This is a genomic window from Anabaena cylindrica UHCC 0172 (assembly GCF_034931625.1).
Taxonomy (GTDB): domain Bacteria; phylum Cyanobacteriota; class Cyanobacteriia; order Cyanobacteriales; family Nostocaceae; genus Anabaena; species Anabaena cylindrica_A.
Map to the genome: position 1 here is coordinate 79,588 of NZ_JAYGGY010000007.1, position 13,819 is coordinate 93,406.

A 13,819-nucleotide genomic window follows, 5' to 3' on the forward strand; every position below is an offset into this window, starting at 1 on the left:
TCTAGAGTGTTGAGAATTTTTAGTATAAGGAATAGGAAACAGATAACAAAATCTCAGTTTATCTGTTATCTGGCACCTTTTTTATTAAGAAAGAATTTCGATAATTGGACGTACTAGCCAGTTGAAACCGACTTTGAGTTGATGATCTAAAGTTGGTAAACGATATAGATAAGCTAGACGACGGGCTACGTATGCTAGAGAACCGTCTAGTTTGATGCCTAAACCGGTGAGGGTGGCGTTGTCTATTCCTAATGCCATCATTTCTCCTAACTGTTGATAGCGGAAGGGAAGTAAAGGGCGATTTGTTAGAGATGCCCAGATGTTCCAAGCGGTATAATCAGCTTGTTGAAAGGCGACTTGTGCTGTAGCGGGTACTTGCTTTCCTTCGGCATCAAGACAGTCTGCTAAATCTCCTAAGGCGAAAATTTCTGGATGTTCTAGGACTTGTAGGGTTGGGGTGGTGGTGATTTGTCCCCGCTGGTTTTGCTTGAGGGGCAGGGTTTTCACCACTGGGGATACTCTTGTGCCTACTGTCCAAATTACCAAATCTACGGGAATTTCGTCTATTTGATTTTTATACTCTAGGGAGATGGTTTTTTCTCCTATTGATGCCACTTTGGTTTCTAAATCTATAAAAACGCTTCTGGCATCTAGGGCTTTTTTGGCGGCTTCGCGGTTAAATTCTGGGGAAGTTCGCAAAATTTGATCGCTAATTTCTATGAGGCGAAAACGTCCTTTTTCGCCAATTCGATCTGCGAGTTTACAAGCTAATTCTACGCCACTGTAACCTGCACCGACGATCGCAACACGAATTTTTTCAGCATCTAATTCTTCTAAAACTCGGAGGCGTTCTTCGAGATGATAAGCATCTGTGATGGTACGGAAGGGGTAAGCATGGGTTTCTGCACCCGGAACTAAATCTAGGGGGGTTTCGCCACCTAAAGCCAATACTAAACGGTCATAGGAAATTCCGGGGCTATCTTGTAACTGTACCCTTTGCTTGTCGATGTCAATTTCGGAAACGGTTCCTTGATGAAAACGTACACCTGTGTTTTGCAGCAGTTCTTGGTATGGTGGGGCAATTTCCCAGGTTTGGAGTTCGCCGGTGAGGAGTTCATAGAGGAAGGGAGAGAAAAGAAAGCGATCGCTCTGATCTACTAAAATAATCTCAGGTTTTGCTGTAGTTTCCCAAGGTAGTTGGCTTAAACGCAGGGCGGTGTAAAGTCCGCCAAAGCCACCACCTAGTATACAAATTCTTGTAGTTGGTTCAGTCATGGTTTTTATAAGCAGCTAAATTCCAGCCAGGTAATTTACTCTTAGTGTAATGATTTATTGCGGTCTATTGCCATCAACCAACAATCCTGATATTTGCCCTCATGCAGATCATGACCGGGTAATAGCTTAATCTTCACAAACCCACATTTTTCATAGCAGCGAACAGCACGGGGATTTTTAACATTGGGATCAATGACAATTTTAACAGCTTCTAGTTCCTTAAAAATATAGTCTCTAGCAGCAGCAAGCACTTTTGTCCCAATTCCCTGATTCCAATATTTATTTTCACCAATAAATAAATCAATTGCATAGACATTATTGGTATCTTCCAGAGAATACATTTGTTGAATATGTTCTGGTAAATCATTGATTAAATAATATTGTAAATAGCCGATATCTATATCTTGATAAGAGAATATACAAGGGATAAGACGTTCTTTCCCTAAAATTCTGGGTTTATATATGGCAATAATTTTTTTTAAATCATAAGGATAATCTCTTCCTCCATAAAATGTTAAAACTTGCTCATCTGTACGCCATTTCTCCATTAATAAATAGTCATGTTTATCATCTTGCATGGGACGAATTTTGATTTCGTCTTTGGTAATTAGCATATTTATTTATTGTTTTTTCAGATTACCAAGTTACACGTTCTTGCCATTTTTCTAAGGTTTTAGCACTAATACCTGGTACTTTTTCTATATCTTGCAAGGATGTAAATTTTTGTTTTTGACGGGCAATAATTATCCTTTGGGCTAATTTCTTACCTACTCCTGGCAGGGTTTCTAATTCTGACTGGGTTGCTGTGTTGAGATTGACTGTTGTAGTTCCTACATTTTTAAGAGATGAAGGAGTTTGAATTTGAGGGCAATTTTTTACTTCTACATCAATTTTAGCTTGAATATTTGGTGGTAAACCTGGTTTTACTTTGGCATAAAGACGGTTGAATTCACGTTGATAATGCTCTGCAACTGTGGGATTTTCAATTACTACTAAAGTTTCATCATTACCGTTATTAGCAGCCTCTGACCAATTATGTGAACCTGTAATTACAGTTTTGTTATCAATGAGTGCAAATTTATGATGTAATAAATCGCCTTTTGCTAAAATTGGCACTCCAACTGTAGAAATAGGATTTTTCCAAGGATGATTATCAACTTCATATTTACAGTTATCACTCAAAGATAAACCCATCATATCTAAAGCTTCACTATAGGAACGATAGGCAAATTGAGGTTCAATTAAAGTGCGGATTTCTACATTTTTGCCATGACGATTTTCGAGAATATTGGCAAGTTTCTGATCAGAAAAGACAAATAATGCCATATCCACAGTTTTTGTACTGGCAGCTAACGTTTTAGCAATTAATCCATTACTAGAATTACTCCAAATCTGACTTGAGGAAGTAGGGGAAAAATGTATGGTAATTTTAGTATCACCTAACGTAATTTCTTTGGGTAGACGGACAGGCTTTTTTATTCCAAATTTACTATCTGGTTTTCCTCCTACCCCATCACCCCACATGATGTTAAACTCTTCTGTAAATAAAGTTGCTAATTCGGGACTATCAATTTTCAAGAAGTTATTGGCATTACCTAAACTGCTAGAATTACTAAAATCGCCTGAAGTGTCACTTAAGGTGAAATTTGCGGAAGTAATAATCACAAACCGATTATCAACAACTACAAATTTATGGTGCATTAAACTGCTACCTTTTGAACCATCAGCGGTATCATCTATCCAGGGAATTTGATTATTCTGGATAATTGCTAAGGCATCTCGTTGATTAATTTCCTCTGGTGTAATTTGATTGTCTTGGTTGATATCAGCAAATTTCCGAAATTCTTGATATCGTTCTTGTTCCCTTTTTTCTAGTTTCTGGACTTCAGTTGCTGTTAAACTACTCCAAGGACGAGAATAGTTATTTTCTAAAATTATCCTGACTTTCACCCCAGATTTTTGTTTTTCTGCTAATGCTTGGGCAATTTTGGGTAAACGCAATTCTTGTACTGCTATATCTATAGTATATTTCGCTTGGGATATAACATCTACAATCTGTTTTTCTAAATCATCCCCTAAGCGGGTTTGTTGTCGATAAGTTTCTGGATATTCAGATGATTGAGAATGATTGAAGTAAACTTGAATTAAAGGATCTTGGGGTAGTGGTGCTAAAAGCTGATTTGAAGACTGGACTTTTTGGCAACCGATAAGAGTAAAAAGTAATGAAAAGATATAAGATAGATATCTTTGGTGAGGGAAAATAGACACGGTAAGCTGTTAAGAGTGAATGAAAGGTTAACTTATTTATTATTCCCCAAAGGGTGTATGTCTAACAAAGTACTCATACTTAATAATTTCGGCGTAAGGATTCAGGATACAAAATATTTGATATAGCAGGGAACAGAAGAGAAAAATATTCTTCCTCCTGACTCCTTGACTCCTGACTCCTGACTCCTTGACTCCTGACTCCTGACTTCTGACATTTCGGCAATATTTAACCAGTGTGTTATCCCACTCAATTGTTGATTTTATGCAAATATATCTAGATTACAGTGCTACTACTCCCACTCGTCCAGAAGCGATCGCTCTCATCCAAACAATTTTAACTCAAGAATGGGGTAATCCTTCTAGTTTACACGAATGGGGCAACCGGGCTGCATTGGTTGTAGAAACAGCCAGAATGCAAGTTGCGGGTTTAATTAACGCTGTTCCCGAATCTATTATTTTCACTTCTGGGGGAACGGAAGCAGACAATTTAGCGATTATGGGGGTAGCGCGATGTTATCCAGTCCCCCAACATATCATCATTTCCACTGTAGAACATTCGGCTATTTCTGAACCGGCGAAAATGTTGGAAAATTGGGGTTGGGAAGTTACCCGTTTAGGTGTAAATCATCAAGGAAGAGTCAACCCTGAAGATTTAAAAGCAGCTTTGCGACATAACACCGTGTTGGTATCTGTGATTTATGGACAAAGTGAAGTTGGAACTGTCCAACCTATTGCAGAATTGGGGAAAATAACTAAAACACATGGTGCTTTGTTCCATACAGATGCAGTGCAAGTTGCTGGACGTTTACCTATAGATGTGCAGACTTTACCTATAGATTTATTGAGTTTATCTAGTCATAAATTATATGGTGCTTTGGGTGCGGGGGCGTTATATGTGCGTCCAGGAGTGGAATTAAAGCCGTTGCTGGGTGGAGGTGGACAGGAGGCTGGAATGCGTTCAGGGACTCAAGCAACACCCGCTATTGCAGCGTTTGGGGTGGCTGCGGAGTTAGCGGCACAGGAGTTAGAGACAGAAACAGGGAGATTGATACTTTTGCGCGATCGCTTGTTCACTAATTTAGCAGATGTTCCCGGTCTAATTCCCACCGGTGACAGAATTCACCGCCTACCCCATCATCTCAGTTTTTATTTAGAATATGCCGACGGAAAAAAAATCAGCGGTAAAACATTGGTACGTCAGTTAAATTTAGCCGGAATTGGGATTAGTGCAGGTGCTGCTTGCAATAGTGGAAAATTAAATCCTAGTCCGATTTTATTAGCAATGGGTTATTCTCAAACAGCAGCTTTGGGAGGAATTAGATTAACTTTAGGAAAACAAACAACAGTAGCAGATATTGATTGGACTGCGATGGTTTTAAAACAGGTTTTACAAAGACTAACACAGGATTTATACCCATCTAAATATTACTAATAGGTTGTTGAGATTGCCTATTACCAGTAGTCATAAATTTACCCTTTTTAAAATTTATAATTAATTTATACTCACTCTACAATAGTCATTCATCTACCTAAAAGCTGAGGGAAAAATATCAAGGCTGCTATTGCAGCCTCAAGCATTTATAATTCCCACTTGCTACTTTTATGGCTTGGTTTATCTAGCCAGAGAATGATGTCTGTTGGCTTATTTATGCAGGAGGTTGGTTTTCGTCACCGGTTCGTGAATATCGAAATTCTAGTTCATTTTCCTGTTCTCTACGTCCTTGATGCACAATCGGGCAAAACTTTGTATTAGCACTCATGCAATCCATATGTGGTGTTTTCGCGCACACTAATAATAGTCCACCCAACATCAACAATAAGCCACAAATTGCTGCTGTCTGTATTCCAGAAATTTCTAGCGCACCGTGAACAACTACCTCTCTGAGAACAGAAACAATTGTTACTTCGACTGCTACACCAACAGCAATACTATGCTCTTGTAAGTAAACCATGAGTAGTCGAAATAACTCAACTAGAATCAACACAAATAACATTTTAGCTGTTACTAGTTTGTAGTCTAGTGACTGACTGAGAGAAACAAATATCCCCCACAATTGTACTAACATGACTGCAAACAAGGATAAACAGAGGAAAATGACAATTAAGTCTTGGAAGGCCTCCATGTTACGAACAATTGCATGACGATCTAACCAGCGGTCAAAAAATAAAAATCGACTCTTGAAGCGTTTCTGCGTATACATTTTCATTCCTATTGGGATTCAGACCACACCAGCCAGTTCACCCAATTAACTTATTTTTACGTAACATTAATGGTTTACGCCTCAGCGTGGGTTGTTATTTAAATTGTTATTTAAATTGTTATTGAAGTTTTGTGCTTGTATTAACAATTGTTCAGCATTTATCGCCCATTGGGAATTACTCTGATTTTTATATAAATCTCTGGCATATTGGAATACTTTCACTGCTTCTGAATATTGCTTTAATTGTATAAAAACTAATCCTGCACCATAGTAGGGATCTGCATAATTGGAATTTACTTCGGCTGATTTTCTAAAAGCTGCTAATGCTTCATTAAATTTGCCCTGATTAAACAAAATTGAACCAAGATTGTAATGAGCCTCTGCATATCTGGGATTTATGGCTATTGCCTTGCTAAAGGCTTCCTTTGCTAATTGAACTTTACCCTGTTGCAAATAAGACATCCCTAAATGGTAGGCTGGTTCTGGAGAATTCTGACTATATGTGATAGCTTTTTGAAAAGATGCGATCGCACTCACCCAGTCCTTTTGCAGTTCTTTCACCAATCCCAAGTTATAATGGGCAAAGCCCAGTTGCGGATCTAGCTGTAGCGATCGTTGCAAATAATCAACTGCTAACTGTAAATTATTCCCTTCTAACAACGCACCTCCTAGATTAGCAAAAGCCGGAGCAAATTGCGGATCTGCTTGCGTCGCTTGATAAAATGCATCTGCTGCTGGTTGCAGTTGTCCAGCTTGTCGCAGTGCTAACCCTAAATTATAGTGCGCCGGTGCTAACGTCGGATCTACTTGAATTGCTTGACGAAAAGCGGTAATTGCATCTTGCATATTTCCCCCTTGAATCGCCTGTAAGCCTCGATTTAACCAGTCTAACGCCGCTTGACGGGTAGTTTGAGCTAAAAAAGACCTAATCCTCCAGCCACCTTTCTCCTTGTAGGAAAGAGGTTTTATATTCAATTGAGTTGAATTGACTGGGGGAGAAGTTGAAATAACTGGACTAATATTTACATTTAGTACCAGCAAACTGACAATTCCAATTAGAGAATATTGTTTTAATGATAATGTCATACATTTACTAGATAGAAAATATTGTGACAAACAAATTATATCAATATCATCCCGGCGGCTTTTAAACAAGCTGCAAGATTAGCAATGCAGACGGGTATACCTCAAGCGGAAATGCAGAATTTTATTGTAGAATTGCGATCGCTCACATTAGGCGTTGGTTCTTTCCATTGGAAGATTCATCTCCAAGAAGTACCAGAAAAGCTGGCTGAACGCATTCTCACTAATGGTAATAATAGCGGAAATAGTTAAACCTCGTTCCCAGTCTCTGACTGGGAATGCTATCAGGAAGGTTCTACCTTTAGCAATACCTTGTCCAAATTGGAAAAAACCTTGATTTGTAGGTTGGGTTGAAGCATGAAACCCAACAAATGCGTTGGGTTGCGCTGTCGCTTAACCCAACCTACAGAAAATGGACAAGGTATTGTTTAGTAGTTATTTTATCTTCTTTAGACATAATTAATATTAATCATCATTACCAAAAATCACACAAGGACTGTCAACTTCTACCGCTGGAGTAAAGGAATTACAAAAAATAACAGTAACACAATTAACCTCAAATTCATCAGGGTGGGTGCATTTCATCTGCATAAAAAAAGCACAGTCTTTACAAATACTCCGACATGACATTGGTTGTGAATAAATGGAGTCTGACATTAATCAAAATCCTGAGAATGACATAAGTCCAGATTTCACCCGTTGGCAGTATAATAATTGCATTATTATCTTGCATTTATAGTAAGTCAAATACAAATCAAAACTTTCAAATGACTGAACAAAACCCACAAACTTGGTATATTGTCAAGCGCAAATCTGAAAAATGCGAAATCATCCCCAGCCCACAATTTGAGGACAATAACCCAGAAATAATCGAGAAGTGGGGACCTTTTAATTCAGAAGAAGAATCTTTAGCTCGGCGTGTAGGGTTAATTAGGGCTGGAAAATGCCAACCCGTTTAATTTTAGATTTCTTTGAGATTTGAGATTTTGAATTTAATTATTTTTTGTTGTCGTAGTATTTTGAGCAGCTTTTTTACCCAAAATTTCCACCGCTTTGGCAAATTGAGGGTCTTCTAAAGTAGCTAATTTATCCCGTTCCCGCAACCATAAATTTTCTTTTTGGGCATCGGTTAAATCTATGACTACATCTGGATCAATACCATGCTTGTTAATATCTTTACCGCTGGGGGTGTGATATTTGGCAATTGTGACTGCTAATCCTGAACCATCTTCCAAAGGCCGTACAGATTGCACTAAACCCTTACCAAAGGTTTGTGAACCCACAATAACAGCACGCTTATTATCCTGCAACGCGCCTGATAGAATCTCACTAGCACTAGCAGAACCCTTATCCACCAAAACCACCAATGGTTTCGTTGTCAAAGCACGTCCCCTGGCTATTTCCCGTTCTTGCTCACCTTGACGGTCAATAGTAGAAACAATTATTCCCCTATCTAACCACATCCGGGCAATGTCTACACTGGAGAATAATAAACCGCCAGGGTTGCCACGCAAATCCAAAATATAGCCAGATACTTTTTTAGCTTCTAACTTAGTAATTGCCTCTTTCATTTCCTTACCAGCATTGGCGCTGAATTGATTCAGGCGAATGTAGCCAAGATTACCAGCGGGAGTTTGCTTCTCAGAATACTTAACTGGATGAATTTCAATTCGCGCTCGTGTGATATTAAACTGTTTTTTCTGGCCATTACGCTGAATTGTTAGCTTAACAGGCTTTCCTGGTTCACCACGAATTAAGGATACAGCCTGGTTAGTGTCCATCCCTGTAGTGCTTTTGCCATCAATATCCAGAATGATATCCTTAGCCAGAATCCCTGCTTTGAAGGCAGGTGTATCTTCAATTGGAGCAATCACAACCAATTGTTTAGTTTTTTCATCTTGGCTAATCGTGATACCAATACCTGTGAGTTCTCCAGAAGTATCAACCTGCATACTCTTGAATTCCACTGGGTTCATAAACCGGGTGTAAGGGTCTTCAAGCTTCTGAAGCATTTCCCGGATGGACTTATAAGCTTCCTCTTGATTAGTGTAGGACTTGCTTAAATATTCCTTACGAACAGCCTGCCAATCTACCTGATTAAAAGTGCCGTCTACATACTGGCGATGAACAATCTGCCAAACTTCATCTATCAATTCCTTGGGACTTGCTTTAAATAAAGCCTGACCACGAGAATGAATACCAAGACCAGTAACCGCAATTGTAGAAAGCGTCACTGCCGTAGCACCTAAAATAAGCCTACTTTTTGTAATCACCATAATGACAGCTGTGTCAGAGGGAAAATTTATAGTCAGTATGCCCAATCTAACACAGGGATTGGTAATTGGAGGCAGAAGGTAGGGGAAGCAGGGGGAGAATTATCTATAACCTCTTCCTAGTTCCCAGTCCTTTTAAGGATCTACCCAACGGTCATCTGCTTTAATGAGGTTGATTAACTCCTCTACACCTTGATTTTCGGGAACTTTTTTAATTTCTTCTCTGCCACGATATAAAGAAATGTAACCGGGAGTTTTACCGACATAGCCATAGTCAGCATCAGCCATTTCTCCGGGTCCATTGACAATACAACCCATTACGGCAATATCTAAGCCTGTTAAATGTTTGGTAGCTTCTCTGACTGTGTGTAGCACTTCTTCTAGATTAAATAGAGTTCTTCCGCAAGAAGGACAAGCGACATACTCAACCATTGTTTTCCGCAAACCTAAAGCTTGCAGAATGCTGTAACAGACAGGAATTTCTTTTTCTGGTGCTTCTGTTAAAGAAACGCGAATTGTATCACCAATACCATCAGCTAATAGTGTGGCAATTCCGGCTGTAGATTTAATTCTGCCATATTCCCCATCACCTGCTTCTGTTACGCCCAGGTGTAAAGGATAGTCCATACCCAAGTCGTCCATACGCTTGGCCATTAAACGATAAGCAGCTATCATCACCGGAACCCGTGAGGCTTTCATGGAAATTACCAAGTTATGAAAGTCCAAAGATTCACAAATACGAATAAATTCTATAGCTGATTCCACCATTCCTTCGGGGGTGTCACCGTAGGTAAATAGCATTCTTTCAGCTAGAGAACCGTGATTTACCCCAATTCGCATTGATTTACCTTGATCTCGCAAGGAAATTACCAGAGGTGCTAAGGTTTCGCGGATTTTTTCACCAATTTCGTTAAATTCAGTTGGGGTATATTCGGTTCTAGTGGTATTAGGTTTTTCAAATACATACAATCCTGGATTAATTCGCACCTTTTCGATATGTTTGGCGACTTCCAAGGCGATTTTCATCCCGTTGTGATGTACGTCGGCGACAATTGGCACATCACGGTAAGTTTTAATTAATTTCTGTTTAATTTCCGCCAACGCTTTGGCGTGTCCTAGACTGGGAACTGTAACGCGGACAATTTCGCAGCCTATTTCATGGAGACGACGAATACCGGCTACAGAACCATCAATATCTAAGGTGTCTTCATTAATCATAGACTGCACCACAACGGGGTAGCCTCCCCCAATGGTGACATCTCCCACCTTTACAGGACGGGTTTTGCGGCGTTTGATGGTGGTATCAAAGGCAGGTTCAGTGGATGTGGTGTTGATAGTTTCCAGAGTCGGCAGAGTTTGCATAATCTAAATAGGTAGATTTTCTGTAGCTAAAATATCAGATTGCAAGGGGTTCTGCTTCTCAGATTGCCATAGTTGGGGCTATTTTGGGGGATTGATCGGGGAAAAAATTGAGAAATTGGCGATACTTACGGTGAGTGTTTAGGGTAGCGATGAGAAGAAATGCGATCGCACTGACTCAGAAAATAAATCTTCCTTATCTTCTTGTTGATTATCTTTTTGAGTTGCACGTATCCATCTGAAGCATTCAGTTGCGAAAGAGACAGGTTTAGCAGCTTGAAGAACTTCTCTACATAATTCAAGCTTTTCATCTGATGTATCAAGTCTTGTAATTAAACTGCTAACTAAAATTCCAGCTTTAGTAAAAACTGTGTCAAAAGAATAAAGTGTTTCAGGTTTTGGGAAGTAATCTCCCATTTGAGCTAAAGCTAAAGCCAAGTTGTGAGAGGCTGATGATGATAGTTTATCAAGTTTTCTAAACATTTCAGCAAGAAACGAATCTATACTTGAATTTTGCTCATTTGTGAGCTTCTTAATTTCAAGAATGATGTTGGAGACACTAGCTGTATTTAGTTGATTCAGAAACTTTATCAGGCTTTGATCTGAAATATCGTCTTCAGCAATACTGTATGCAAAATATCTTTGGAAATAACGAGATGATGCTATACGTTTTTCTTCAGTCCATGTCTTTTGCCAGTCTTGCCCATGATGAATAGTTCCTAGTATCCCGGTCAATCGAGGAAATAATTCCTTTAGTAAATTCTTGGCACATATTTGAGATTCTTGACTTAAATCAGAAATACTCTGATCTATCAAGTCAATTATTAGCTTTTTGATTTGTTCAAAGTCTGCACCTTGATCCAAAATTGTGCCAAGAAAATAACTTGATTTTTCTTTTATAGAGTTATACAGCTTAGGATAGAAAGCTTTTACCCCTTCAATAAGTAACAAATCAACTATATTTACTTCTCCTTTAAGAAGTGGAATAGAGAAAGTGATTATATTAGCATACCTTTGGGCAACTCTTGGTGGTTCCATAGATTCCAAATACAATGCTGCTTGAGTCATGTCGTGATGCTATTACTTCAGCAATTCGTTGAGAAAATGGGAGCCGCTTAAATTCGTCCAATGCAGGATCTAAAATAGGAGTATCCGGGAACATTATCTTTTCTCTAAATTTATGTGAAGTGCTATTATAAGGGATCGAAATAGTTTTCAATTATATTGCGATCTCTCTATTATACTTAGTATAATATAAATACATAGCAAATCACTGTTGCATATTAAGTTCTTATTACTCCTGATCGAAATCACCTTTTAACACTATGGTGACAAAATGACACCATAGTGTTAAAATTAAATTTCACACACATTCAAAATCAGCTATGTCTTCCACTTCTTCTGTTAATGATGCAAGGGTGACAGCAAGGATTTCCTCTCAGGTAAAGGAAACTTTGGAACAAGCAGCAGCCCTATCTGGAGCGACTTTAAACCAATTTTTGGTTCAGTCAGCCCTCAAAGAAGCTCACAAAATTCTAGAAGCAGAACGGGTAATTAACTTATCCGAACAAGATGCTGATACAGTTTTTAGCCTAATTGAAAATCCTCCTGAACCTAATTCAGCTTTAAAAGCTGCCGCTGTTAAACATCAAGAATTTTTCCGTGAAAATCATTGAGCTTCTGCATAAATCCCATAACCGCGAAAGTTTTAATTGTGGTAATGAGATACTAAACCAATTTCTGATACGCACTGCACGTCAGCATATTCAAAAAGGGATTTCTCGAACTTTTGTTTTAGTTGAAACAGAAAACTCTAAAACCATTATTGGTTTTTTTACTTTGTCTATTTGTGAGGTAACAACCGAAAAGTTACCACCGCAGCTTGCTAAAAAATACCCTACAAAAGTTCCTGGTGTCAAACTTGCTCGTTTAGCTGTTTCTCAAGACGTGCAAGGGCAAGGAATAGGTGAAATTCTGATGATTGAGGCAATGAAACGAGCTTTGGTAATTGCTGATAATGCAGGAGTAATTGGTCTATTTGTTGATGCTAAAGACGAAAAAGCTCAAACTTATTATCAACGTTATGGTTTTATTAGTCTCGTCGATGTTCCTTTAGAAATGTTTTTACCTCTGGAAACTGTTAAACAACTATTTTGAAAATGAAAAACAGTGTCATTTTAAAATTACAATTTTTCGCAGCTATAAAAACTAAGCTTAAAACTAAATCATGAACACCCAAAACCCAAACCAACTCTCCATACCCCCACATTTCAACCCCTCAAAAGTCTGTGAAGTATACCGCGTACCTTACCAACAACGCGCTGATGAAGCAGAAGTATTTGCAAAACAACAAAATATCCAACCAGCTTCTACAGATAAAGACCGCATTTGTCTATTATTAATAGATGTCCAAAACACATTTTGTATCCCTGATTTTGAATTATATGTAGGTGGACAAACTGGAACTGGTGCAGTTGATGATAATAAAAGATTGTGTGAATTCATTTATCGCAACTTGGGGGTAATTACAAAAATTGTTCCTACGCTGGATACTCACTCAGCGATGCAAATATTTCATCCTATTTTTTGGATAAATGCAGATGGAAAACACCCGACACCAGCAGCAACAAACATTGCACCCGCAGATATAGAAAAGGGAATTTGGCAAGTTAACCCAGCAGTTGCTAATAGTGTGACAAATGGCGATTATGAGTTATTAAAAAAACAAGCTTTTCATTATGTGAAACAACTTAGCCAAGATGGGAAATACCCGCTGACAGTTTGGCCTTATCATTCTATGTTAGGGGGAATTGGTCATGCTTTGGTTTCATCGGTAGAAGAAGCGGTATTTTTTCATAGTATCGCTCGTCAAAGTCAAACTCAATTTGAATTAAAAGGTGAAAACCCTTTAACAGAGAATTATTCTATTTTACGTCCAGAAGTTTTAACTGGATTTGACGAAAAGCCAATTGCTCAAAAAAATACAAGTTTAATTAAACAACTTTTAGAATATGATGCGGTGATTATCGGTGGACAAGCTAAAAGTCATTGTGTTGCGTGGACAATTGATGATTTATTAACTGAAATTAATCAGGTAGATAGCACCCTAACAAATAAAATCTATATACTTGAAGATTGCACTTCTCCTGTTGTGGTTCCGGGTGTAGTTGACTATACAGAATCAGCTAATGCAGCATTTTCCAGATTTGCTGAAGCAGGAATGCACGTTATTAAATCAACTGAAGAATTGGTAATTGGTAATTGGTAATTGGTAATTGGTAATTGGTAATTGGGAAAACCTTTTACCCAGTCCCCAGTCCCCAGTCCCCAGTCCCCAGTCCCCAGTCCCCAGTCCCCAGT

General features: G+C 38.6%; 14 protein-coding genes. 6 read left to right on the forward strand and 8 right to left on the reverse strand.

All coding sequences use genetic code 11. The features are described 5' to 3' along the window. Positions 1-84 precede the first annotated feature (84 nt). The 3 genes from VB713_RS03680 to VB713_RS03690 are packed head-to-tail and all read right to left on the reverse strand — an operon-like array spanning position 85 to position 3,543. On the reverse strand, positions 85-1,275 hold the full coding sequence (locus tag VB713_RS03680; RefSeq protein ID WP_323310230.1) for an NAD(P)/FAD-dependent oxidoreductase: 1,191 nt from the start codon (positions 1,273-1,275) through the stop codon (positions 85-87). A 41-nt stretch (positions 1,276-1,316) separates the two neighbouring features. After that, positions 1,317-1,889, reverse strand: a complete 573-nt coding sequence (locus tag VB713_RS03685) for a GNAT family N-acetyltransferase (RefSeq protein ID WP_323310231.1) — start codon at positions 1,887-1,889, stop codon at positions 1,317-1,319. Between the two features lie 22 nt (positions 1,890-1,911). Then, positions 1,912-3,543 carry a DUF655 domain-containing protein gene (locus VB713_RS03690; protein WP_323310232.1) on the reverse strand — a complete coding sequence of 544 codons (1,632 nt, stop codon included), beginning with the start codon at positions 3,541-3,543 and terminating at the stop codon, positions 1,912-1,914. 262 nt (positions 3,544-3,805) lie between these two features. On the opposite strand from VB713_RS03690, the gene VB713_RS03695 reads away from it, so the two are divergent. Next, positions 3,806-4,975, forward strand: coding sequence for a cysteine desulfurase family protein (locus VB713_RS03695; protein WP_323310233.1), 1,170 nt, complete (start codon positions 3,806-3,808; stop codon positions 4,973-4,975). Between the two features lie 214 nt (positions 4,976-5,189). Here the strand turns inward: VB713_RS03695 and VB713_RS03700 are convergent, their stop codons facing one another. Both VB713_RS03700 and VB713_RS03705 read right to left on the reverse strand, forming a co-directional pair. After that, on the reverse strand, positions 5,190-5,744 hold the full coding sequence (locus VB713_RS03700) for a phosphate-starvation-inducible PsiE family protein (protein ID WP_323310234.1): 555 nt from the start codon (positions 5,742-5,744) through the stop codon (positions 5,190-5,192). A gap of 81 nt (positions 5,745-5,825) precedes the next feature. Next, positions 5,826-6,830: a tetratricopeptide repeat protein gene (locus VB713_RS03705; protein ID WP_323310235.1), complete on the reverse strand. Its 1,005-nt coding sequence runs from the start codon at positions 6,828-6,830 to the stop codon at positions 5,826-5,828. 84 nt (positions 6,831-6,914) lie between these two features. Here VB713_RS03705 and VB713_RS03710 point away from each other — a divergent pair, with 84 nt between their 5' ends. Next, complete coding sequence (locus VB713_RS03710) at positions 6,915-7,079, forward strand: hypothetical protein (protein WP_416242407.1); 165 nt, start codon at positions 6,915-6,917, stop codon at positions 7,077-7,079. Between the two features lie 515 nt (positions 7,080-7,594). Continuing rightward, a complete protein-coding gene (locus VB713_RS03715; protein WP_323310236.1) occupies positions 7,595-7,786 on the forward strand; it encodes a DDE transposase family protein in 192 nt (63 codons plus the stop codon). Between the two features lie 33 nt (positions 7,787-7,819). Here the strand turns inward: VB713_RS03715 and ctpC are convergent, their stop codons facing one another. The 3 genes from ctpC to VB713_RS03730 all read right to left on the reverse strand — a co-directional run bounded on the left by ctpC (position 7,820) and on the right by VB713_RS03730 (position 11,527). Continuing rightward, the gene (ctpC, locus tag VB713_RS03720) at positions 7,820-9,103 is read right to left on the reverse strand and encodes a carboxyl-terminal processing protease CtpC (RefSeq protein WP_323310237.1); all 1,284 of its coding nucleotides are present in this window, start codon (positions 9,101-9,103) and stop codon (positions 7,820-7,822) included. A 132-nt stretch (positions 9,104-9,235) separates the two neighbouring features. After that, on the reverse strand, positions 9,236-10,462 hold the full coding sequence (gene ispG / locus VB713_RS03725; RefSeq protein ID WP_323310238.1) for a (E)-4-hydroxy-3-methylbut-2-enyl-diphosphate synthase: 1,227 nt from the start codon (positions 10,460-10,462) through the stop codon (positions 9,236-9,238). 138 nt (positions 10,463-10,600) lie between these two features. Beyond that, complete coding sequence (locus VB713_RS03730; protein ID WP_323310239.1) at positions 10,601-11,527, reverse strand: hypothetical protein; 927 nt, start codon at positions 11,525-11,527, stop codon at positions 10,601-10,603. A 317-nt stretch (positions 11,528-11,844) separates the two neighbouring features. Here VB713_RS03730 and VB713_RS03735 point away from each other — a divergent pair, with 317 nt between their 5' ends. The 3 genes from VB713_RS03735 to VB713_RS03745 all read left to right on the forward strand — a co-directional run bounded on the left by VB713_RS03735 (position 11,845) and on the right by VB713_RS03745 (position 13,727). Continuing rightward, complete coding sequence (locus tag VB713_RS03735) at positions 11,845-12,135, forward strand: DUF1778 domain-containing protein (RefSeq protein ID WP_323310240.1); 291 nt, start codon at positions 11,845-11,847, stop codon at positions 12,133-12,135. Beyond that, on the forward strand, positions 12,122-12,616 hold the full coding sequence (locus tag VB713_RS03740; protein WP_323310241.1) for a GNAT family N-acetyltransferase: 495 nt from the start codon (positions 12,122-12,124) through the stop codon (positions 12,614-12,616). The genes VB713_RS03735 and VB713_RS03740 overlap by 14 nt, the downstream gene beginning before the upstream one ends. Before the next feature lie 70 nt (positions 12,617-12,686). Then, a complete protein-coding gene (locus VB713_RS03745) occupies positions 12,687-13,727 on the forward strand; it encodes an isochorismatase (protein ID WP_323310242.1) in 1,041 nt (346 codons plus the stop codon). The last annotated feature ends 92 nt before the right edge of the window (positions 13,728-13,819 follow it).

Excerpts from the sequence above, each read along its gene's own strand:
- VB713_RS03710 (WP_416242407.1), top strand. The coding sequence starts at position 6,915 with ATGCAGACGGGTATACCTCAAGCGGAAATGCAGAATTTTATTGTAGAA.
- VB713_RS03745 (WP_323310242.1), top strand. The coding sequence starts at position 12,687 with ATGAACACCCAAAACCCAAACCAACTCTCCATACCCCCACATTTCAAC.
- VB713_RS03730 (WP_323310239.1), bottom strand. The coding sequence starts at position 11,527 with ATGACTCAAGCAGCATTGTATTTGGAATCTATGGAACCACCAAGAGTT.
- ispG (WP_323310238.1), bottom strand. The coding sequence starts at position 10,462 with ATGCAAACTCTGCCGACTCTGGAAACTATCAACACCACATCCACTGAA.
- VB713_RS03735 (WP_323310240.1), top strand. The coding sequence starts at position 11,845 with ATGTCTTCCACTTCTTCTGTTAATGATGCAAGGGTGACAGCAAGGATT.
- ctpC (WP_323310237.1), bottom strand. The coding sequence starts at position 9,103 with ATGGTGATTACAAAAAGTAGGCTTATTTTAGGTGCTACGGCAGTGACG.
- VB713_RS03685 (WP_323310231.1), bottom strand. The coding sequence starts at position 1,889 with ATGCTAATTACCAAAGACGAAATCAAAATTCGTCCCATGCAAGATGAT.
- VB713_RS03695 (WP_323310233.1), top strand. The coding sequence starts at position 3,806 with ATGCAAATATATCTAGATTACAGTGCTACTACTCCCACTCGTCCAGAA.
- VB713_RS03700 (WP_323310234.1), bottom strand. The coding sequence starts at position 5,744 with ATGTATACGCAGAAACGCTTCAAGAGTCGATTTTTATTTTTTGACCGC.
- VB713_RS03680 (WP_323310230.1), bottom strand. The coding sequence starts at position 1,275 with ATGACTGAACCAACTACAAGAATTTGTATACTAGGTGGTGGCTTTGGC.
- VB713_RS03715 (WP_323310236.1), top strand. The coding sequence starts at position 7,595 with ATGACTGAACAAAACCCACAAACTTGGTATATTGTCAAGCGCAAATCT.
- VB713_RS03705 (WP_323310235.1), bottom strand. The coding sequence starts at position 6,830 with ATGACATTATCATTAAAACAATATTCTCTAATTGGAATTGTCAGTTTG.